Source organism: Bradyrhizobium australafricanum, from assembly GCF_020329495.1.
Taxonomy (GTDB): domain Bacteria; phylum Pseudomonadota; class Alphaproteobacteria; order Rhizobiales; family Xanthobacteraceae; genus Bradyrhizobium; species Bradyrhizobium australafricanum.
This window is the reverse complement of sequence record NZ_JAGKJL010000012.1, coordinates 17,812-39,363: the sequence shown is the minus strand read 5'-3', so window position 1 is coordinate 39,363 and position 21,552 is coordinate 17,812. Positions and strand designations below refer to the sequence as shown.

20 protein-coding genes are annotated in these 21,552 nt (G+C 65.5%); 8 read left to right on the top strand and 12 right to left on the bottom strand.

Going from position 1 to position 21,552, the window contains the following annotated elements; genetic code table 11:
• Nucleotides 1-35: 35 nt before the first annotated feature.
• From J6525_RS13155 to folE, 4 genes are all read right to left on the bottom strand, one after another.
• The gene (locus J6525_RS13155; protein ID WP_376708497.1) at nt 36-1,286 is read right to left on the bottom strand and encodes a c-type cytochrome; all 1,251 of its coding nucleotides are present in this window, start codon (nt 1,284-1,286) and stop codon (nt 36-38) included.
• Nucleotides 1,287-1,299: 13 nt separating this feature from the next.
• Entirely contained in the window at nt 1,300-1,911 is a 612-nt protein-coding gene (locus tag J6525_RS13150) for a c-type cytochrome (protein WP_376708503.1), read from the bottom strand.
• A gap of 203 nt (nt 1,912-2,114) precedes the next feature.
• The gene (hisI, locus tag J6525_RS13145) at nt 2,115-2,543 is read right to left on the bottom strand and encodes a phosphoribosyl-AMP cyclohydrolase (RefSeq protein ID WP_225644889.1); all 429 of its coding nucleotides are present in this window, start codon (nt 2,541-2,543) and stop codon (nt 2,115-2,117) included.
• A gap of 28 nt (nt 2,544-2,571) precedes the next feature.
• Entirely contained in the window at nt 2,572-3,252 is a 681-nt protein-coding gene (gene folE, locus J6525_RS13140; protein WP_016843918.1) for a GTP cyclohydrolase I FolE, read from the bottom strand.
• Between the two features lie 240 nt (nt 3,253-3,492).
• Between folE and J6525_RS13135 the strand changes: the two genes are divergently transcribed.
• Nucleotides 3,493-3,939, top strand: a complete 447-nt coding sequence (locus tag J6525_RS13135; RefSeq protein WP_057019663.1) for an iron-sulfur cluster assembly scaffold protein — start codon at nt 3,493-3,495, stop codon at nt 3,937-3,939.
• Between the two features lie 74 nt (nt 3,940-4,013).
• On the opposite strand, the gene J6525_RS13130 is transcribed toward J6525_RS13135, so the two are convergent.
• Nucleotides 4,014-4,940, bottom strand: coding sequence for a COG3904 family protein (locus tag J6525_RS13130; RefSeq protein WP_225644888.1), 927 nt, complete (start codon nt 4,938-4,940; stop codon nt 4,014-4,016).
• Nucleotides 4,941-5,222: 282 nt separating this feature from the next.
• Between J6525_RS13130 and yidD the strand changes: the two genes are divergently transcribed.
• Together yidD and J6525_RS13120 are read left to right on the top strand one after the other, a co-directional pair.
• Nucleotides 5,223-5,534 carry a membrane protein insertion efficiency factor YidD gene (gene yidD, locus J6525_RS13125; protein ID WP_038383247.1) on the top strand — a complete coding sequence of 104 codons (312 nt, stop codon included), beginning with the start codon at nt 5,223-5,225 and terminating at the stop codon, nt 5,532-5,534.
• Between the two features lie 124 nt (nt 5,535-5,658).
• Nucleotides 5,659-5,826, top strand: coding sequence for a hypothetical protein (locus J6525_RS13120; RefSeq protein ID WP_176936853.1), 168 nt, complete (start codon nt 5,659-5,661; stop codon nt 5,824-5,826).
• An 82-nt stretch (nt 5,827-5,908) separates the two neighbouring features.
• Here the strand turns inward: J6525_RS13120 and J6525_RS13115 are convergent, their stop codons facing one another.
• Both J6525_RS13115 and J6525_RS13110 read right to left on the bottom strand, forming a co-directional pair.
• Nucleotides 5,909-7,045 carry an MFS transporter gene (locus tag J6525_RS13115; protein ID WP_225645046.1) on the bottom strand — a complete coding sequence of 379 codons (1,137 nt, stop codon included), beginning with the start codon at nt 7,043-7,045 and terminating at the stop codon, nt 5,909-5,911.
• Nucleotides 7,046-7,151: 106 nt separating this feature from the next.
• Nucleotides 7,152-8,465, bottom strand: coding sequence for a COG3904 family protein (locus tag J6525_RS13110; protein ID WP_225644885.1), 1,314 nt, complete (start codon nt 8,463-8,465; stop codon nt 7,152-7,154).
• A 227-nt stretch (nt 8,466-8,692) separates the two neighbouring features.
• On the opposite strand from J6525_RS13110, the gene thrS reads away from it, so the two are divergent.
• Nucleotides 8,693-10,741, top strand: a complete 2,049-nt coding sequence (gene thrS / locus J6525_RS13105) for a threonine--tRNA ligase (protein WP_225644883.1) — start codon at nt 8,693-8,695, stop codon at nt 10,739-10,741.
• An 84-nt stretch (nt 10,742-10,825) separates the two neighbouring features.
• Entirely contained in the window at nt 10,826-11,389 is a 564-nt protein-coding gene (locus tag J6525_RS13100) for a nitroreductase family protein (protein WP_076831733.1), read from the top strand.
• Between the two features lie 109 nt (nt 11,390-11,498).
• Here the strand turns inward: J6525_RS13100 and J6525_RS13095 are convergent, their stop codons facing one another.
• Both J6525_RS13095 and J6525_RS13090 read right to left on the bottom strand, forming a co-directional pair.
• The gene (locus tag J6525_RS13095; RefSeq protein WP_225644881.1) at nt 11,499-13,982 is read right to left on the bottom strand and encodes a putative bifunctional diguanylate cyclase/phosphodiesterase; all 2,484 of its coding nucleotides are present in this window, start codon (nt 13,980-13,982) and stop codon (nt 11,499-11,501) included.
• Between the two features lie 178 nt (nt 13,983-14,160).
• Nucleotides 14,161-15,237 (bottom strand): RgsD C-terminal domain-containing protein, encoded by a 1,077-nt coding sequence (locus tag J6525_RS13090; protein WP_225644879.1) that lies wholly within the window; start codon nt 15,235-15,237, stop codon nt 14,161-14,163.
• 278 nt (nt 15,238-15,515) lie between these two features.
• Here J6525_RS13090 and J6525_RS13085 point away from each other — a divergent pair, with 278 nt between their 5' ends.
• Nucleotides 15,516-16,562: a patatin-like phospholipase family protein gene (locus tag J6525_RS13085; RefSeq protein ID WP_057019669.1), complete on the top strand. Its 1,047-nt coding sequence runs from the start codon at nt 15,516-15,518 to the stop codon at nt 16,560-16,562.
• 3 nt (nt 16,563-16,565) lie between these two features.
• Here J6525_RS13085 and J6525_RS13080 read toward each other — a convergent pair whose 3' ends face one another.
• Together J6525_RS13080 and J6525_RS13075 are read right to left on the bottom strand one after the other, a co-directional pair.
• Entirely contained in the window at nt 16,566-16,994 is a 429-nt protein-coding gene (locus tag J6525_RS13080; protein WP_028336151.1) for a CBS domain-containing protein, read from the bottom strand.
• 191 nt (nt 16,995-17,185) lie between these two features.
• Nucleotides 17,186-17,983 (bottom strand): rhomboid family intramembrane serine protease, encoded by a 798-nt coding sequence (locus J6525_RS13075; protein WP_225644877.1) that lies wholly within the window; start codon nt 17,981-17,983, stop codon nt 17,186-17,188.
• A gap of 486 nt (nt 17,984-18,469) precedes the next feature.
• Between J6525_RS13075 and J6525_RS13070 the strand changes: the two genes are divergently transcribed.
• Together J6525_RS13070 and J6525_RS13065 are read left to right on the top strand one after the other, a co-directional pair.
• Complete coding sequence (locus J6525_RS13070) at nt 18,470-19,024, top strand: PAS domain-containing protein (RefSeq protein ID WP_225644876.1); 555 nt, start codon at nt 18,470-18,472, stop codon at nt 19,022-19,024.
• A gap of 129 nt (nt 19,025-19,153) precedes the next feature.
• Nucleotides 19,154-20,887, top strand: a complete 1,734-nt coding sequence (locus J6525_RS13065) for an adenylate/guanylate cyclase domain-containing protein (RefSeq protein ID WP_225644873.1) — start codon at nt 19,154-19,156, stop codon at nt 20,885-20,887.
• Between the two features lie 28 nt (nt 20,888-20,915).
• Here the strand turns inward: J6525_RS13065 and J6525_RS13060 are convergent, their stop codons facing one another.
• Nucleotides 20,916-21,302, bottom strand: a complete 387-nt coding sequence (locus J6525_RS13060) for an ester cyclase (RefSeq protein ID WP_225644871.1) — start codon at nt 21,300-21,302, stop codon at nt 20,916-20,918.
• Nucleotides 21,303-21,552 lie beyond the last annotated feature (250 nt).

Here is a 21,552-nt window from a genome sequence, read left to right as displayed (position 1 = left end):
TCGGAAAACCGCTTCGCACTTTTCCGGATCATGCTTTAGTTCAGCGTTGCTGCCCGCAGTTCGTTGGCCTGCCGCGCCGACACCGGCTCGCCGCGATTGCCCCAAGCCGTTCGAATGTAGGTCACGACAGCCGCGACCTCGTCATCCGACAGCTTCTGCGCGAACGGCGGCATGCCGTGGGGCATCGGATTGCCCGACGTGCCCGGCGGATACCCGCCATTGAGCACCATCCGGATCGGGTTCACCGCGGAGACCATCTGGATCGACTGATTGCCGGCAAGCGGCGGATAATCCGGCGGCATGCCCTGCCCGGTCGCGCCATGACAGCTTGCGCAGTCGCGGTCATAGATCGACTTGCCGAAGGACAGCAGCAGACTGCTCTCGGCCGACGGCAGCGAAGTCGACGCCTTCTCCGGAGGACCGCCCTGCGCAAGGCCCTTCAGGTAGACCGCCATCGCGCGCGCATCATCATCATTGAGATATTGCAGGCTGTTGTAGACGACCTCGGCCATCGGTCCGTACACGGCGCCCTTGGCGGACACGCCCTTGCGCAGATAGTCGACGATCTCCTCGATCGTCCAGTCGCCGAGCCCAGTCTCCTTGTTGGAGGTCAGCGACGGCGCGTACCAGTTCTGCATCGGGATCAGACCGCCCTCGAAGGCCTGCGACTGCTTGCTGCCGCCGAGCGCATTGATCGGGGTGTGGCACATCCCGCAATGACCCAGCCCCTCGACCAGATAGTTACCCCTGTTCCACTCTGCCGACTTCGTCGGATCAGGCTTGAACTCGCCATCCCTGAAGAACAGCGTGCGCCATCCGAGGATCAGCGAGCGGTTGTTGAACGGGAATGTCAGGTCATGCGGCTTGTTGAGCTGCCTGACCGGTGGCACCGTGCGCAAATAGGCGTAGATCGCGTCGCTGTCCTCGCGCGTCACCTTGGTATAGGAGGCGAACGGCATCGCCGGATAGACCAGGCCGCCATCGGGAAAGCGGCCATTGTGCATCATCTGGTAGAACTGATCGGAAGTCCACGTGCCGATCCCGGTTTGCGGGTCGGGCGTGATGTTCGACGTGTAGAGCGTGCCGAATGGTGTCTTCATCGGCAGGCCGCCGGCGAAGGTCTTGCCTTCGCGCGCGGTGTGGCAGGCGATGCAATCGCCGGCGCGTGCGAGATACTCACCCTTGGCGACGACGGCCGGATCGGCCGCCTTCTGCTGCGCCGCTGCTCCAATCGGCGACAATGCCAGCATCAGTCCGACAAGCAGTCCTGTTAAGGTTCGCGACATCGGCACGATCCCTTCAATGCGGTTCGCTGCCGCATTCGAGCGGCATCGGAAGGCTGCCTCGCGGCGCGAAGGATGGATCCGCCGGCGCCGGACGCGACGACAGGTAGGCGGCCACCGCCTTCACGTCGTCCTCCGTCAGCAGGCCCGCGACGACCTGCATGCAATCGGGAGCGAACGCGGTCCGCGTACCGTAGCGCCAGCCCCCGAGTTGGCCGCTGATATAGGCCGCGCGCAGGCCAAGCAGGCCGGGAATGCCGGGCTCCATGCCGCCCAATGTGGGACCATGGCAGGCTGAACAGGGCGGAATGCCGTGCTGCGGATCGCCGTTCTTCACGATCGTCTCGCCGCGCGCCAGAATCTCCTTGCTGTCGACCGGCGGGACCGGCGGCGGAAATGCCGGCCTGAGCGAGGCGAAATATTCGGCGATCTTCTTCAGGTAATCGTCGGTCTGAAACTCCAGCAGGTAGTTCATCGGCGGATATTTCCGCCGTCCATCCCGGAATGCGATGAGCTGGTTGTAGAGATAGCCCGCCGGCTTGCCGGCCAGCCGCGGGAAATAGGCGTCGCTGGTGCCCTCGCCTTCGGCGCCGTGACACGGCGCACAGGCAAGGACGCGCGCGGCCATGGTATCGGGCGCACGCTCGGTCGTTTGCGATTGCGCCGCGCCGATCGGCCACACAGCCCAGGCAAGAAACCCAACAAGCAGTATCAGGCGATGCGCCACAGTTCACCCCCGGAGACGACCGTGCGCAACGGCTTGCGCATGGCGTAACAGGGGGCAACGAAGTACACGACTTCGCCGCGCTGTACTTGATTCAGATCAATGATCTATTTGCGATAGACCTGCGCCGGATCGAACATGCGATCGGCATCGACAAAGGACAGGCTGACATTGCCACCCTCGTCCTTCACCGCGCGATAGAAGCAGGATCGCCGTCCGGTGTGGCAGGGAGCGCCGATCTGCTCGACCTTGATCCACACCGCGTCCTGATCGCAATCCATCCGGATCTCGACCACGCGCTGGGTCTGGCCCGAGCTCTCGCCCTTGCGCCACAGCGCATTGCGCGAACGGCTGAAGTACCAGCCTTCGCCGGTCGCGATCGTCTTGCGCAGGGCCTCGTCGTTCATGTGCGCGACCATCAGCACATCGCCAGTCGCGGCATCGGTCGCGACACAGGTCACAAGACCTGCCGCGTCGAATTTAGGCTGGAAGGCCAGCCCCTCCTCGCGGTCGTGATCGTGGGTCGCTGCGGACACGGAAAACCTCGCTCAGGAAAATGCGAGGTTACCGGTTCGGTCCTCGCACCAGGGACAAGAAACGCTGCTGCTCAGCCGGATTGTCGCGGAACATGCCAGTGAAGCGGCTGGTGAAGGTCGATGCACCATGCTTGGCAACGCCGCGCACCGACATGCAGGTATGCTCCGCCTCGATCAGCACGGCAACGCCGCGCGGCTTCAGCACCTCGTCGATCGCAGCCGCGACCTGCGCGGTGAGATGCTCCTGGGTCTGCAGACGGCGGGCGAAGATGTCGGTCAGCCGCGCCAGCTTGGAGAGGCCGACGACGCGCTCCACCGGCGTATAGGCAATATGCGCCTTGCCGTAGAACGGCATCATGTGATGCTCGCACTGCGAGGTGAACTCGATGTCGCGGACGAGGACGAAATCGTCGTAGCCGGCGGTCTCGCCGAAGGTGCGGTTCAGCACCTCGGCCGGGCACTGGTGGTAGCCCTGATAGAGCTCGTCATAGGCCTCGACGACCCGGCGCGGCGTGTCGAGCAGGCCCTCGCGGCCGGTGTTCTCGCCGATATAGGCGAGCAGCGTCTTCACGGCGTCCTCCGCCTCCGCCCGCGACGGGCGCGGCTGGTCGGCGCGGACGGCCGCCGTCATGAATTCTGAGGGGTCGAGCTCGCCGGGCTTCGCGTCGGCCGGCTTGTTGGGGCGAATCGATTTGATCAAGGCGTCCATGTCTTCTCCGTTCGACCGGCCCTCGGATTTGACCTTGGTCCGGATGTGTCACCGGGCAGACGGGGCGGATGGTTCGACCGCCGGGCGCCTGAGTCCCACAATTGTAGCACCGCCGCGGCGGAGGTGGGCCGCGGTGGCTGCATGGCCGGGCTATGTTTCCGGCGTTGCCGTCCATATATAGGACGGTGCAACCCAGCCGCCAAGAGCGCCCGGCACCGCCGGAACCAGGCATCTGTCCCCATGCTGAACGACATTTACAACAAGCGGATCATCGAGTTGGCCGGCAATATTCCGCGCCTCGGACGGCTGGCCGACCCGGACGCCAGCGCCACCGCCCACTCCAAATTGTGCGGTTCGACCGTCAAGGTCGACCTCAAGATGGACGGTCCCGTGGTGACGGACTTCGCCCATGACGTGAAGGCCTGTGCGCTCGGCCAGGCCTCCTCCTCGATCATGGCGAGCCGGGTGGTGGGCTCGACCGCGGACGAGCTGCGCGAATTGCGCGAGACGGTCCGCAAGATGCTGAAGGAAAATGGCCAGCCCCCGCAGGGCGGCAAATGGGCCGATATCGCGCTGCTCGAGCCGGTGCGCGACTACAAGGCCCGCCATGCCTCGACCCTGCTGACCTTCGATGCAGTGGTCGATGCGATCGGCCAGATCGAGGCCAAGGCAAAGCAGCCGGCGTAAGATTCCACGTCGAGGTCCCCGACGCGCAATTGCGCATCAGGGGTCCGCTTACGCGTCCACGAACGAGACGAAGCTTACTGCGCGGGCTGGACCGGCGCCGGCGCTGCGCTGCCGCCGGTCGGCACCACGACCTCGGCAGTCTTGGTCGCCCGCGCCGCCTGCGACGCCTCGCCCTCCATCGCGCTGCTCAAGAAGCGATCGTTGTTCTTCGGCTTCGCCTCGGCGACGGGAATTGCGTTGTCCTTGGTGTTGTCCTGCCGCGGCAGCACGTCGGCAACCGCATCGGTGGTGATGAGATTGGTCAGCCGCAATTCGGCCGCCGACAATTCGTGCAGGTCTTCCCACGGCGGCACGCTGAGCGAGAGCGCCAGCAGATCACCCGCGCCGCCCATGTCGAAGGTGTACTTGGCAAGACGGCCGATATCGCGCTCGACGATCATCAGGTCCTGCGCGGTGTAGCTCGCGGCCTTGGCGTCGTCGGCGCGATCGCCCATCCAGATCTGATGCACGCGGACATGGGCGGCCGGCGGAACGTAGCGCGTCTTGCCCGACAACAGCAGGAACACGCACATCGACTCGCAATAGGCATCCGGCAGAACGCTCGCGCGGCCGCCCTGCGCGGCCTGATTGACGACGCTGGTGCCGACCGTGGTCAGCACGCCGAGACCGCGGAAGCGGCGGCCGAGCGCGATCGCGTCGTTGACCGAGCCGCCGCTGGAATCGAGCACGACGGTGGCGCCGTTGAGCTGGCGGCCGCGCGCGAACTCGTCGAATTCCCTCGGACTATCGGCCGTGATGATGCCGACCGCGGACACCCAGCCCCGGCAATTCGGCTGGCAGGCGATCCAGCTGAACTTCATCGGCAGCTTGCGCTCTTCGAGAGTCGAATTGGCCTGCGCGGAACCGCCCGCCATGGCGGCGGTGCCGGAAACCGCGAAGCAAAGAGCAACGGCGCCGGTAAGCGCCCAACTGCGCAACGAGAGCGACTTGACGAGCCTCAATTTGGTTCCTTCCCCCAAGCCCTTGGTGATGCGAGCGGTGGCAATGGCCCCATGGCAATGCGCCACGATTCTGTCAGCGGCGCGTTATGGGAACGGTAGCGTTGCTGACCCGGACCGTCCATAGAGCCCTTGCTGCAGCGCCATCGGTGCTGTGCAATAATAACGAACTGTGGCGTAAATATCTGCAACAAAACAGTTCCTTGGCTTGGAACCCCCGCAAGACTACGTACATACTTGCGTATGCCGCCGACAGACCATTCAACGACACACCATCCACGATGCATGGACTGTGCCAGCACCATGCGCCGCTTGCCGCGCAACCTCGGCCGCGCCCTGATCTGGATCTACCGGCACACGCTGTCGCCGCTGGTCGGCTACAACTGCCGGCATCTGCCGACCTGCTCGGTCTATGGCGACGAGGCGATCGAACGCTTCGGCCTGTGGGGCGGCGGCTGGATGACGCTGGCGCGGCTGCTGCGCTGCCAGCCCTGGGGAACATCCGGGATCGATAATGTCCCGCTGACGAAGCCGCCCGGGGCACGCTGGTACCTGCCCTGGCGCTATGGCCGCTGGCGCGGCGTCAACGACGGCTGACGCGGCGTCAACGACAATTGATCGATTGCTGGGGCACGTCCAAGCGCGGCGCGCATTGCTGCCCGGCGGAACTGTGGCGATAGTTGGCGCATTGTTTCGTTGCCCCTTTGGGGAGGAAACAACAATGCGCTGGAAAATCAGCCACAACGGTCATGATCCCCGGCAGATCGACTTGCTGGCCGTGCTTGCCTTGCTCGTCGTGATCGTCGCCGCCTACGGCTACTTCACCCACAATCCGACCAAGCCGAGCACGACGGCGTTCATCGTGCCCAGCCAAAGCGTGAGGTGGTGACGCGCAGTCGAGCTCCAGGATGTTCCTCACGCGGATCGTTGCTTGGGATGCTCTCGCGAACACAAGCGTGAAAGCCAACCGTTCACTCGGCCGCGGCGGTGGCGGCCGTCCGTCGCGGCCGCGTGACGACCACGACCGCGAGCGCCGCCGCGACGAAGGCCGTGGCCACGAAGCCCGCGCTGTGCAGCCATTCGCGGGCGAACAGCAAGCCACCGATCGCGGAGCCGATGGCCTGGCCGATATACAGCACCGAGGTATTGAGCGAGACCGACGCCGAAGCGAGCGCCGGCGCCGCACCGACCAGGCGTACCTGCTGCATCGAATTGGTCGACGCAAAGCCGAGGCCCCACACCGCGACGGAGGCGGCCATCAGGGCGTAGGCGCCGGCGCTCAGCGCCCAGCCGGCGACGCCGGCGAGCAGCAGCACGGTGAACAGGACCGAAGTCTTCCAGGCGCCCCAGGAATCCACCACGCGCGTTGCGATCACGATGCCGACGAACCCGAAGATGCCGTAGAGCGCGAACACGATCCCGACGGCGTCCGCATTGGCGCCGGTCAGTTTGGCGAGCAGCGGCCCCATGAAGGTGAACACCACGAACTGGCCGGACATCTGCAGCGTCGTGATCGACAGCAGCAGAATGACCATCGGATTGCGGCCGAGATCGACCCAGGTTCGGAGGTCAACCGGCGCGCCGTGCAGTCCGCCTGGCAGCCGCCACCATAGCAGCAGGGAGCTCACAAGCCCGGTCAGCGCGATCGCGCCGTAGGTCGCGCGAAAGCCGTAGCGGCTCGCGATGAAGGTGATCAGCGGCAGCCCGATCGCGGCGGCGAGCGACCAGCCGAGGAAGATGTAGGCAATCGTGCTGCCGCGCTTCTCCACCGGCACGATCAGTGCCGCGGTGCCCGCCGCCTGCGGCGTGTAGAGCACGCCGACCGCAAGCATCACCAGCCGAATGATCAGGAGGTTGTCGTAGTTCGGCACGAAGGCGGAAGCCGCATTGGTCAGCGTCAGCACCAGCAGCGTCGCCGTCAGCAGCGCCCGCCGCTCGATCCGGCTGGTCAGCCACGCCGTCACCGGCGAGCCCACGCACAGCACGATCGCGCCGAAGGTGATCAGGAGACCCGCAGTGTGGATCGTGACGCCGAGTCCGTCGGACAACTCCGCCAGCATGCCGGCCGGCGCCAGCACCGAGCAGCCGGTGACGATGTTGCCGAGCATCAATGCGGTGGGAGCGAAGCGTTTCACGCCGCGGTGTTAGCAGACGCCGAGATCGATGCAACTGCATCTAAATGCATGACACCTGATCGAACGGCGCCTCTTGCGCTCATGGCGACGGCGATGCCGCCGGCACCGCACTGACGCTCGGCGACACCGCGGCCGGCAATGGGCTCGCAGGCTTCGGACCCGCGGTCGCCGCCGGGCATGATGCCAGAAGCTGCGTCCACCCCTGCTCCAGTCCGATGGTGCCGATATCGAATGTCGCAAGGCCGGACTTGGTGTCGGATTTGACGTCCGACTTGGCGTCAGACTTGACGTCGAGCTTGGCGTCGGCTGCCAGCAGGCCTTCGCCGATCTGCAGATGCGGGGCCGCGAGCATCGCCTTGACGATGTCCGAGGTCACCGCCTCGCTCCAGACCTCGTATTTGCCGAACCGCGCCGACCTGCCGAATGCAACGGTCTTGGTCGCGCCGGCCATCATCAGCACCGTGCCCTTGCCGGCTGCCCCCTCCTCGAACTCGCGCACGAACATCAGCCGCCCGCGATCCTTGCTCTCGCAGAACAGCCGCCACTCCATCATGCGGAACGCGCTGCCGTCGGCCCTTTTCTGCTGCACGATCTTGCGAACATAGGGCCGTGTCTCCTTCTCCACCGCCCACAGGGTTTCCGGCAGCGGCCGCATATCGATGCCGAATCGATAGAGCTCCGGCCGCGTCAGCACGTGCAGGTCCTCGAACTTCACGGACTTGATGAGGTCGCTGAGCTCATGGCTGATGCCCATCGCCGCGAGGAATACATTGCGGTCGCGATCGGCGCTCACCATCTCGCGCCGCCTGAAGTCCGCGACGACCTGCGCAGGCGGATGCCCGTGGACGACGAACATCAGCTTGGAGTTATGCACCGCGAGCACCGAATCGGGCGCCACTTCGCGGCTGGTCGCGCCCAGGAACAGATAGGCGCAGGCCGAGACGCACATCGCGTTGCGCGTGGTGAGCTCGGCCTCGACCTCACCCTTGGCAGCCTTGATCTTCAGGCAGGCGGCGTCGATCTGCGTGCCTGTGGAACAGGCCGGCACGATGGTACGGCCGACCCGGGCGATTGCCTTGTGCGCGCGCAGGAACCGCGCGATCCCATAGGACTGCTCGACGTTTCCGCCCGGCGAATGAAGGTAGATCGGAAGCTGCCTGTCCTTGTTGTTGGCAAACAGGAAGGTGCGAATCCGCTGCGCGGCTTCCCGATCGATCTCGCCTTCGATCGCGATCCAGCGATCGCAGCCGGCGCCGCAGGCGTTCGCCGGCCCATGGGCGAGATAGATGGTCAGCTTTTTCGCAAATCCGGCCTTCTGGACCGGTGTGTCTTCCGCCCGCAACACGCCCGGGATCAGAAGCAACGCCACGAAAAACAGGAGACGGGAAAACATGAACCTTGCGGATCGCGCGATGGCGGAAAACGGAGGCCGGACGTTAGACGATGATCGGCAGCGTCGCAACGATCCGTGGCGTCGCCTGCAGCCGAGCCTTGTTCAAATCCGCGCGGCCGGAGGCCCATTTTCTTGATATTGCCGGATTGCAGGCGTCAAATCCCCTGCTATACCGCTGCTTTCCGCTTACCTGCGCTCGTTCGCAGGAGTGAGCTACAGGAGTTACCATGGCAGAAGCGCCACCCAAATCCGAATCCGGATTCCAGTACAGCCTCTCCAACCTCAAACCCGCAGAACCCGTGAACAAGATCGCCCTCACCTTCCCTGACGGAGCGAGGCGCGATTTCCCGAGAGGGACCACCGGTCTCGACATCGCCAAAGGCATTTCGCCCTCGCTCGCCAAGCGCACCGTCGCGATGGCGCTCGACGGCACGCTTGCCGATCTCAATGATCCGATCGAGGCCGACGCCAAGATCGAGCTGATCGGCCGCGAAGACCCGCGCGCGCTGGAACTGATCCGGCACGATGCCGCGCATGTGCTGGCGGAAGCCGTGCAGTCGCTGTGGCCGGGCACCCAGGTCACGATCGGCCCGGTGATCGAAAACGGCTTCTACTACGACTTCTTCCGCAACGAGCCGTTCACCCCGGAAGATTTTGCCGCGATCGAGAAGCGGATGCGCGAGATCGTCGCGCGCGACAAGCCGTTCACCAAGGAAGTCTGGGATCGCGAGAAGACCAAGCAGGTGTTCCGCGACAAGGGCGAGGCCTTCAAGGTCGAGCTGGTCGACGCGATTCCCGGCAATGAGCCGATCAAGATCTACTTCCAGGGTGACTGGTTCGATCTCTGCCGCGGCCCGCACATGACCTCGACCGGCAAGATCGGCAACGCGTTCAAGCTGATGAAGGTGGCGGGCGCGTATTGGCGCGGCGACTCCAACAATCCGATGCTGACCCGCATCTACGGCACGGCATTCGCCAAGCAGGAAGACCTCGACGCCTATCTCAAGCAGATCGAGGAAGCCGAGAAGCGCGACCACCGCAAACTCGGCCGCGAGCTCGACCTGTTCCACTTCCAGGAGGAAGGCCCGGGCGTGGTGTTCTGGCACCCCAAGGGCTGGACCATCTTCCAGCAGCTGATCGCCTATATGCGGCGCCGGCTGCTCGGCGACTACAACGAGGTCAACGCCCCGCAGATCCTCGACAAGGCGCTGTGGGAGACCTCGGGCCATTGGGACTGGTACCGCGAGAACATGTTCGCGGCGCAGTCCGCCGGCGACGAGGCCGAGGACAAGCGCTGGTTCGCGCTGAAGCCGATGAACTGCCCGGGCCATGTGCAGATCTTCAAGCACGGGCTGAAGAGTTACCGCGACCTGCCGTTGCGGCTCGCCGAGTTCGGCGTCGTGCATCGCTACGAGCCGTCGGGCGCGATGCACGGCCTGATGCGGGTGCGCGGCTTCACCCAGGACGACGCCCACGTGTTCTGCACCGAGCAGCAGCTCGCCGACGAGTGCCTCAAGATCAACGACCTGATCCTGTCGACCTACGCCGATTTCGGTTTCGACGGCGAGCTCACGGTCAAGCTCTCGACGCGGCCGGAGAAGCGCGTCGGCACCGACGAGATGTGGGATCACGCCGAGCGCGTGATGGCGACGGTGCTGTCGGAGATCAAGGCCAAGGGCAGCAACCGCATCCGGACCGAGATCAATCCGGGCGAAGGCGCGTTCTACGGACCGAAGTTCGAGTATGTGCTGCGCGACGCCATCGGCCGCGATTGGCAGTGCGGCACGACCCAGGTCGACTTCAACCTGCCGGAGCGGTTCGGCGCGTTCTACATCGATCATGACGGCTCGAAGAAGGCGCCTGTCATGGTGCACCGTGCGATCTGCGGTTCGATGGAGCGCTTCATCGGCATCCTGATCGAGCACTATGCCGGCAACTTCCCGCTCTGGCTGGCGCCGACCCAGCTCGTCGTCACGACCATCACCTCCGAAGGCGATGAGTACGCCAAGGTCGTGGCGGCGGCAGCGCGCCGCGCCGGGCTGCGGGTCGAGATCGACCTGCGCAACGAGAAGATCAACTACAAGGTCCGCGAGCACTCGCTGGCCAAGATCCCGGCCCTGCTCGTCGTCGGCAAGAAGGAAGCCGAGACCCACTCGGTCTCTGTCCGCCGCCTCGGCAGCGAGCGGCAGACCGTGATGCCGACCGATGAGGCGATCGGCGCGCTGGTGGATGAGGCGACGCCGCCCGACGTGAAGCGGGCGCGATCCGTCGCCTGATCTTCACAATCGGTCTAAACTGGCTTTCATTGGCTTGGTCGTGTCCCCATCTTGGGGGCACGACTCCCCTTGAAGGACATTTCCGTGCCCGATGCCATTGAACTCCTGAAGACGCGCCGCTCGATGAAACCGCGCGAGATGACCGGCCCGGGCCCGTCCGCGGCCGAGCTCGAGACCATTTTGACGATCGGCGCACGCGTGCCTGACCACGGCAAGCTCGCGCCCTGGCGCTTCATCGTGTTCGAGGGCGATGCCCGCGCGCGGGCCGGCGACGTGATCGCAAAGGTCTTCGCCCGGAAGAATCCCGGGGCGCCGGCCTCCGACATCGAGGTCGAGAAGAAACGCCTGACCGACGCGCCGCTGGTGATCGGCGTGGTCTCCTTCACCAAGCCGCACCCGAAAGTGCCGCCGTGGGAGCAGGAATTGTCGGCGGGCGCCAGCGCGATGAACATCGTTACCGCGGCGACCGCGCTCGGCTACGGCGCCTGCTGGCTGACCGGCTGGTTTGTCTTCGACCGCGACGTGCTCGACGGCCTCGGCCTGAAGCCGGACGAGAAGCTCGCCGGGCTCATTCACATCGGCACCCCGACCAGGCCGAGCGAGGACCGCCCGCGCCCGGCCCTGTCCGATATCGTGACGCGGTTCTAGGGTATAGCCTTGTAGCCCGCATGAGCGGAGCGATATGCGGGACACTCGTCCCGGGTGTCGCTTCGGTCACCCGGGCTACAAAAGCCCTCGCCATTGTCGGGCATGACGACTACGCCGCCTTCGACGCACGCTCCGCAAAGCCGCTCAGCAAGGCCGCGATCTCGCCGGCCGGTCTCGCCGCGCTGAACAGAAATCCCTGCACCTCGTTGCAACCTTCGGCGCGCAGCCAGTCGAGCTGGTCTGTCGTCTCGACCCCTTCCGCGGTCGTGGTGATCCTGAGGCTGCGGCCAAGGCCCGAGATCGCGCGCACGATCGCGAGGCAATCGGAGCGCCGCGCCAGATCCTTCACGAAGGAGCGGTCGATCTTGATCTTGTCGAACGGGAAGCTGCGCAGATAGCTCAGGCTGGAATAGCCGGTGCCGAAATCGTCCATCGAGATGCTGACGCCCAGTTCGCGCAGCTGATGCAGGATCGCGAGGTTGGCCTCGGTTTCCGCCAGGAACACCGACTCGGTGATCTCGAGCTCGAGCCGCCGCGCCGACAGGCCGGAATGCGCCAGCGCCGAGATCACGGCCTGGACCAGATTGCGGCTGCGGAACTGCACCGGCGACAGATTGACGGCGACCTTGACGTCGGCCGGCCACTTGATCGCCTCCGAGCAGGCTACGCGCAGCACCCATTCGCCGAGCGCGACGATCAGGCCGATGTCTTCGGCGACCGGGATGAACTCCGCAGGCGAGACCATGCCCTTCTGCGGGTGCCGCCAGCGCAGCAGCGACTCGAAGCCAGAGATGCGGTCGGCCGCGATATCGACCAGCGGCTGGTAGTGTAGCTCGAACTCGCCGTTGCTGAACGCCGCGCGCAGATCCCGTTCCATGTCGCGGCGCTTCTGCGCCTGCTGATCCATCTCCGGTTCGAAGAAGTGGTGCACGCCGCCGCCCTCGGACTTGGCGCGGTATAGCGCCATGTCGGCATTGCGCATCAGCTCTTCCGACGTCGTGCCGTCACCCGGTGACAGCGCGATGCCGACGCTGGCGCCGACCACGACCTCGAGCCCGTCGATGTTGTAGGGCGCGCTCAGCGCTTCGATCAGCCGTTCGGCGAAAGCGCTCGCCTCGTTCGGCGAAACGTCGGCCGCAAGCACGATCGCGAATTCGTCGCCGCCGAGGCGGGCCGCCACATTGTCGTCGCGGACCACCTCGCGCAGCCGCTCCGCCACCAGCTTGAGCAGCCGGTCGCCCATCGGATGCCCGAAGGAGTCGTTGACGTTCTTGAACAGGTCGAGGTCGATGCACATCACCGCGACGCGCTTGTTGCCGCTCCGGCCGCGCTCCAGCGCCTCGCGCAGGCGCTCCTGGTAGAAATCGCGGTTCGGCAGATTGGTGAGCCCGTCATGGTGCGCCATATGCGCGATCCGCGCTTCGGCGGCGCGGCGCTCGGTGATGTCGACCACCGCGACCAGATAGCCGTCGCGGCCCTCGAACGCCACCTTGCGTCCGAAGGTCAGCACATGGATCTCGCTGCCATCGGCCCTGATGTGCCGCCAGTCGCGGTTCGATTGATAAACGTCGCCGATCTCGCGCAAGGCGGCGCTGTGCACGCTCCACTCATCCACCGGCCAGATCTGGCGCAGCGTCATGCCGAGAAACTTTTCCCGGCTGTATCCATAGTGCTGAACGGCGGCGTCGTTGACGCTGAGGAATTCCATCGTGCCGGCGTCGAACACCCACATCGGCATCGGGTTGTTCTCGAACAGCAGGCGGAACGACAGCTCGCGCTGCTTCAGCGCGGTGACGTCGGAGACGGTCAGCGACAGCATGTCGCCGAACGCCGTGACGCCGAGCCGCAGGCAGCGATCACCGCTGTCGATCTCGAACTGCCCGCCCGGGCCGCCGCCGACAAATCCACGCAGACGGTTCATCACCGATGACGCCGCAAGCGGGTTGCCGCCGGCGCTGAGCCGGCGCCACAGCAATTCGGTCGCAGGCTGCATCAGCAGCCTTGCGGCGCCCTGGTTGAGATGCACGATCTGGAAGTCGGCCGGCTCGCCGCGCGCATCGCGGATCGCGGCGAGCGACAGCACGCCCTCGTCGGTGGCCGAGAAAATCGTATCGAGCAGATTGTACTGCGCATTGCGCTCGTTGACGTAGACGCCGACCAGGATACCGCCCCAGCGCGACCGCGTCGGTAGCGCCAGCACGTCGAAGGTCCGCACCAGCCCGTCGCGGACGCAATGCGCCGACGCCAGATAGGGCCGGCAGTTCTCGCGCGCGTTTGCGGCCGCTTCAGTCAACGCGGTGGCGCAATCAGGCGGCAGAGCGCTGAGCGGAATGTCCCAGCGCTCGTCGTTCAGCCATGTCTGGACATAGCGACCGGCGTGCGAGACGCTGAGCATGCCATCGACGCTCCGCAGCAGCACGATATGATCGGCGAGCCGGCCGAGACTGCCGAGCATCACGTCTTCATAGTGCGGCAGCTTTTCGCCGGGACGGACCGCGGCCTGCCACTTGCGTTGCAGAACCGGTACGTCGGCGAACATCTCGGAATTGAATTTGGCCGATGCTTTAGCTGATTTCTTATTGGCCATAACCATGGCGCGCCCCACGCAAACACTAGTCCCCACGGCATCCAAGTCATGCCGCGACTTAACGTCATGTAAAAATAGGCAGGCCCGGTATCGCCGCGAGCGATTATGAAGGCTCAAATTCGCGCGATGGTTAGTTCACATTAGAGACTATGACAGCTGCATGAAATGCAGGACCGGCCGGACGTCAGCGCGCCACGACCTCGACTTCGCCATCGACACCGTTGACGACATTGAAGGGGCGCTCGAACACCTTGCCTTCGTTCTTGGCGATCGCGCGATACTCGCCCTCGGAGAGCACGACGCGCGGGAACGCGCCGATCGATTCCTTGATCACGTCGCCGCCCGGCGTGATCACCGACCAGGCGGTGTTGGCGAGCGCCTCGCCGCCCCGCTCGCTGACCAGCTTGAGCGTGATGACGGCGGCGCGATGGGTGACGGTGACGTCGGTCAGCTTGCCCGCCCCGACGCGAATGTCGGAGCGCACCACCGAGTTGGCGTCGCCATAGTTGGAGACGATATAGTAAGTGCCCTCGGGCAGCAGCGCGACGTCGCCGGCGGCAACGTTCGGCACCATTGGTCCACGGTCCGAGCCGTCGAACTGGCTGCCCTTGTAGATCGCGAACGAGATCTGGTTGGCGGGGATCTTGCTGCTGCCGACCCGGCCCTCGATCCGCAGGCCCCCGGCCGGCAACACGAAGGACTCGCGATCGGTCTCCGACTTCAGGCTGACGGCGCGCACCGCGCTGACGAGGCCGAGCGCGACATGGACGACATAGTTGCCGGGCGGCAGCACCACGTTGGGTGTCGCCCCGCGCTCTTCGCGGACCAGCTTGTAGGTACCGTTGTCGTCAGGCTTGTCGGCGAACACCCGCCACACCAGCCCGGCATTAATGACCGGCAGGTCCTTGCCGTACCGCGCCGTCAGCGACAGCACCGCCTGCCCCGCGGCCGGCGACCCGGCCGGCGGCGCTGCTACCACCGGCGGCACGGTCGCAATCGAGGGCTGGACGATGGTCGGCTGGTTCAGCGGACCGGGCAGAACGGGTCCTGAACCGCCGCCCGATGGCGGCGCCAGGTTGAGCGCCGGACCGGACGGCACCTCCGGGACCGAGGCGGGCGGAATCGGCGGCGGCCGGTCGCTGAAGAACTGTGCAGATACGGAACCGGGGATCAGGGCCAGCAAAAATGCCGCAAGCGTCAGCAGCGGAAGGAGCCGCATGCCCCGCCCGCATCCGTCGATGCCGTTGCCCCTCGAAGTCATCACCATGCTTTTCAACGAAAACGCGGCAAATTCAAGCCTTCGTCCAAGGGGATCCAAGGGGCGTCCAAGGCTTTGTCACAGTCCGGGCGGGCGGCGTCCGCCATTTGGAACCGCGCGATCAAGCCGATGTTAGCTCTACCGTCGCGGTCCAGTCACATTCCCTGCCTACCGCGGACTACCCGGGGCATGAATCATGCCTGTGGGAATAACCATGAAGACGGACGACGCTGGCGCAGCCATGCTGCGCAGCCTAGTCTCGCGCTGGCAGGAGATTTGTCGTGTTGGATAGCTGGATGGGCCGAGGCCACAAGAGCTCCGACGGCCCCGACAAGGTAGGCCTGGGAACGGTTCGCCGGCCGGTCATCGGGCTTGCGCTCGGCGGCGGCGCCGCGCGTGGCTTTGCCCATATCGGCATCATCAAGACCCTGCTGGCCCACGGCATCGTCCCCAATGTGGTGGTCGGCACCTCGATCGGCTCCGTGGTCGGCGGCGCCTATGCGGCCGGCCATATCGAGACGCTGGAGCAGTGGGCGCGCGGCCTGCAGCCGCGCAGCGTGCTCGGCTACCTCGATATCCGCCTCAACGGCTCCGGCCTGATCCGCGGCGCCAAGCTGGCCGCCGAGATCGAGGCGGCGCTTGGCCAGGTCATGATCGAGGACCTCACGGTCAAGTTCGCCAGCGTCGCCACCGAAGTGCGCACCGGGCACGAGATCTGGCTGACCCAGGGCCGCGTGGTCGACGCCATGCGCGCTTCCTACGCCCTGCCCGGCATCTTCGCGCCGGTCCTAATCGGCGACCGCTGGCTGGTCGACGGCGCGCTGGTCAATCCGGTGCCGGTCTCGGCCGCGCGCGCGCTCGGCGCCGAGATCGTCATTGCGGCCAACCTCTCAAGCGACGTGTTCGCGCACTCGACCACGATCTACAATCACGGCCCGTCCGCCGCGCCCGAGGTGACGGTTGCGGTGACCGCCGAGGCCGAGCTCGAGCCGGAGCCGCCGAAGCGCCGGTTTGGCCGCTTCTTCTCCGCCGAACGTACCGTGAAGCGGGAGTTTTTCGGCAGCGCCAGCCGGCCCGGCATTTCGAGCGTCATGGTCGACGCCTTCAACATCATGCAGGACCGCATCACCCGCGCGCGCCTTGCCGGCGATCCGCCTGATATGCTGATCTCGCCGCGGGTCGGTCAGATCGGCTGGTTCGACTTCCACCGCGCCGACGACCTGATCGCGCACGGCATCCGTGCGGCCGAACGCTCCATCAGCGCAATCGAGGAAGCGATCGACATCCTGGCGCCGCCGTCGAGCGGCGCGGGTAGCACCGGGAAGTAGCGCTCAGGCGGTCTTGATGTAGTCGCGCAGCGCTTCCTGCTCGCGCTCATATTCCTCGACGCGCCGCTTGACGATGTCGCCGATCGAGATCAGCCCGACCACCTTGCCGTCCTCGACGACAGGAAGATGGCGGAATTTCCCCGTGGTCATCATCTCCATGATGCCGCTGACCGTATCGGACTCGCGGCAGCTCACGACCTTCTTGGTCATGACCGCGCTGACCGGTTCGTCCAGCGCGCCCGCGCCGCGCTCAGAGAGCACGCGCACGATGTCGCGCTCCGACAGGATGCCCTCCATGCGGCTCTGCTCCATCACAAGCACCGCGCCGATCTTGCGCTCGCCGAGCAGCTTGACCGCGGCCGAGAGCTTCGCGCCGGGCGCGACGCTCATGACCTGATGGCCTTTTGCATCGAGAATGGAACGTACCGTCATTGTCGGCCTCCCTGAATCCGCTCGCGCCCCGCTTGAGCGGAGCCGAGCCTGTTCGCCAGAGTCTTCAATCAACAGTTCCGCGCCGATTTCGGTTCCGGGGCGCGGCGAGTAGCAGGGCTCGATTTGTCGGCCCGCTTTGTCTCTGCGTCGCAAAGATGATGGAGGAATTCGATCCAGGCCGCAAGCGGCGATCAGACGCGCCCCGACTGATCCACCGACGACGCATCTGCAGCATCGTCCCGCGCGCGCGGCACCGGATCGAACAACGAGAACAGCAGCAGTCCGGCGAGGAAACCGCCGATATGCGCCTGCCAGGCGACGCTCGCGCCCTCACCGCCGAGCGACAGCGAGGTCGCGCCGAACAGGATGTTGACGCCGAACCAGATCGCCAGGAAGGCGAGCACCCGTCCGTTGCGCAGCGCCCGCCACAGCGACAGCGCAGGCACCTTGGCCGCCGCCTCGGCATCGCCACGGCTGAACGACAGGAAGCTGCCCTTCACGAAGGCAAAGCGGATCGCCGCCGCCATCGTCCCTGACACCGAAGCCGACGCTCCGATCATCGGCGCGATCGCGTGCTCATGGGTCAACAGATGCGCAAGCGCCCCCGCGGCCGCCGTCACCGCCATGAAGACAAAGAAACGCAGCGCGCCGAACCGCCGCGCCAGCGCGCTGCCGAACGGGAGCAGCCACAGCACGTTGAAGCCGATATGGGTGAGGTTGGCGTGCAGCAGCGAATAGGTGACGAAGGTCCAGACCTTGGCGCCTTCGCCGCCCGGAAAGGTGATGTCGAGCAGCGTTGAATCGTAGCGCTTCGGGATGAAGCCGAAGACGTCGATCGTCCAGTTCTCCAGCTCCGGCGGCAGCAGCACCCGCAGATGGATCGCCGCAATCAGGAGGATGTAGGCGGTGAGCGCCGGCGGCAAGGTCAGGATCGGCTCGCGCGGCGCCTCCGGCGGCGGCGCGAGCGGGGATTCGGGATGGGAGTCCAAGGGGTCGGCGACCTCGATGCGGCGGTGGATCAGAGATAGGCGGCTTTCGCACCCCTGTGCAAGTGCACAGTCCCAAAATCGGACACCGAGTGTCGCGCAGTGCGGAATCGGGACAAAAGAAAAGGGAGGGCGCTGAGAACGCCCTCCCTGATCGGCTGGTCTTCTCGTGCCCCGGAGGGATCGGGAGAGAATCCCCACCCCTCCCCGCACGGTGACCAAACTGTTTGACGCCACCTGTGTACCAACGGCGCCGGCGCTTGGGGCAGCCGGCACGAACGGGAACGCGCGGACCCTACCCACAGGTTCCGCGGGGGCCAAGGACATAGTTAAATTTACGTTAACAACACAAAGCTGCCGATAAGCCGCCCAAAGCGCGGCCACGGCATGGACGCTGCACAGCCTTCCCTGCACAACAGAGAAGGGAAGGCGCCTGAGCAAAACCGGGACAGATGTGTCCCGCCGAGACAGGTGCCGGGCAAGGTTTAGATGAAACACAGCTCGAGCCGCGAGTTCTTCGCATATTGGAATGCGAAGCGCGGCACCGCACGTGCACCTGACCGGAGTGAGTTCGAGCCGTCCGCGGTACGCGAACTGCTGTCCGACATCTTCGTGCTGTCCTATGACGGCGAGACCCGCTTTCCGTTCCGCGTGGCCGGCACCCGCACCTCCGCCCTGCTCGGCTGCGACCTCAAGAGCCGGAGCTTTTCCGCCCTGTTCGCCGGTGCGAGCCGCGGCGAGATCGAAGACATCATCACCTGCGTCGTCGAAGAGACCCTGCCGGCCATCGCCGGCATCACCGCCACGACCGAGAGCGGCGCCAAGGCGCATCTCGAGCTGCTGCTGCTGCCCTTCACGAGCCGCGTCCACATGCCGGCGAGCCTCACCGGCCTGCTCGCCCCGTTCGAGGACGACGTCGGCCGGCTGCACGACCTGGTGCTGACCTCGTGGCGTTACCTGCATCCCCAGGAGCGGTTCGTGCCGCGGACCCTGCGCAAGCTCGCCATCGCGCGCGGCCTGATGGTCTACGAAGGCCTGCGCTAGCCGCCGGCGCCCGTCTCGGGACGGGATGGCAGGCGCCGGTCGCTTGCACCCCGGCCCGCGGAACTCTATTAGCTGTCTGGCCGTCACGGCGGGGTGGACCCGCTCATTGCAGCTGCGGCCGGGCTGGGCATGTTTCGGAATTCGATCAGGCAGAAGATCGTCGGCATTGCCGCGGGACTGATCATCCTCGCGGTGATCACCTCGCTGCTGTCGATGGTGATGGCGGGCCAGGTCGGCCATCTCCTCGACGAGCTCACCAACCGCTACATCCCCGCCTATGGCCACCTCGCCCGCGTCAACATCCGCGCGCTGGAGCGCTCGCTCGCCATGCGCCGGATGATGATGGCGAAGATGCAGGCGCCGGCCGAAGACTCCGGCTACGAAAGCGCGCGCAAGGCCTTCGAGGAGATCGAGCCCCTGATCAAGCGCGAGGCCGACGCCGCACGCGCGCTGATCGATGCGATCATCGCCGATCCCTCGACGCCATCCGACAACGCCGCGCTCGGACGCCTCGATGACCGCATCGACAATGCCGTCAACGACCTCCTGATGCGCCTGAACGCGGAGAACAAGACGCTGCTCGAGCAGATCGACGCCAAGGACTTTGCGGCGGCGAAAGCGACCACGCTCCGCGCCGACGGCCTGCGCGACGACTTCAACACCAGGATCGAGGGCATCCGTGCCGACATGCTGGCGCAGGTCGCTTCGGCCGCCGCGAAGGTGATGAGTGCGCAGCAGCGGGCGATCATCATCTCCGGCGTCGTGACCGCCATTGCCGCGATCCTCGGCTTCGTGTTCGCGATGCTGGTCGGCAGCGGCATCACGCGTCCGGTGATGCGCCTGCTCGAAAGCACCCGCGAGGTCGAGGCGGGCCGCCTCGACGGCGCCATCACCATCACGACCCAGGACGAGATCGGCCAGCTGTCGGCCGCCTTCAACCGCATGATCGAGACGCTGCGCCACAACCAGCGCATCCGCGAGACGTTCGGCCGCTACATCAATCCGCGGATCGCCGAGGGCCTGCTCGAGCAGCCCGCGATCGCCGCGACCGAAGGACAGCGCCGCGTCATGACGGTGATGTTCTGCGACATGAAGGGCTTCACCAGCCTGAGCGAGGGCGTGACGCCGAGCGGCCTCGTCAAGATCATGAACCTCTACCTGTCGACGATGTCGGCGCCGGTCCATGCGCATCGCGGCATCATCGACAAATATATCGGCGACGCCATCATGGCCTATTGGGGCGCGCCCTTCGTCGAGGAGGCCGAGCAGACCCATCTGGCCGCGCTTGCCGCCATCGACATGATCGGCCAGGTCAACCAGCTGCGCAAGGATCTGCCGGAACTGCTCGGCGTGCGCGTGATCCCGGCCGATTGCGACATTAGGATCGGGATCGCCACCGGCGAGGCCCTGGTCGGCAGCATCGGCTCCGAGTTCATGATGAGCTACACCGTGCTCGGCGACACCGTGAACCTCGCCTCGCGGCTGGAAGGCGCCAACAAGTTCTACGGCAGCCGCAGCCTGATCTCGGAGGCCACCGCCGCGGCCTGCGCCGCAACCATCGAGCTCCGCGAGATCGATCGTCTCGTCGTGATGGGGCAGACCCAGCCGGTCGCCGTGTTCGAGATCCTCGGCAAGAAGGACGAACTGACGCCGGCGCAGACCGAGTTGCGGCAGCGTTACGCGGACGGCCTCGCCGCCTATCGCGAGCGCCGCTGGGATGACGCCGAGCAGGCCTTCGCCGCCGCGCTGGCGGCGGCGCCCGGCGACGGCCCCTCGATCGCCATGAACGCGCGCGTCGCAGCCTTCATGCAAGATCCGCCGGCGGCCGATTGGGACGGCGCCTGGCATCTGGAGCGGAAGTAACCGCGTCACCCGCATCCAGGCTCCGCCGCTACAGCTGGGCCTCGATCGCAACCTTGTCGATCACCGACCAGACCTGCACGATCTTCCCGTCGCGGAATTCGTAGAACACGTTCTCGGCGAAGGAGACGCGCTTGCCGTTGACGCCGAGACCGAGGAACGCGCCCTTCGGCGAACAGTCGAACGCCAGCCGGCTCGCGACATGGGACGCATCCGACACCAGCAGAACGATGTTGAAGCGAAGGTCCGGGATGTCGCGAAAGTCCCCTTCCAGCATCGCGCGATAGCCGGATAACCCGAGCCGCCGGCCGTTGTGGCACACATCCTCGTCAACGAACTGACCGAGTTGCAGCCAGTCATGGCGATTCAAACAGGCAATGTAGTTCCGGTAGATCTCGGCGAGGTCCGTTTTCATCATCGATCGTCCTCCTTGCCACGGGTCCAGATGGCCATTGAGCATTTGCGTGTGATTCTAACACCGATGTTAGTTTCGACTCCGATATCCGATGGCGCGAACAAAACACTCAGCCAGCGTGCACGTGAAAGCGCGACGTCCCGAAGAGACAGTGCGATTGCCGCTTCGGCAAACAATTTCTCAAACCGCGCGGAATGTCTCCCGCGATCGGGAGTTAGTGCTTCAGGTCAATAACTGTCCTTGTCAAATCGGG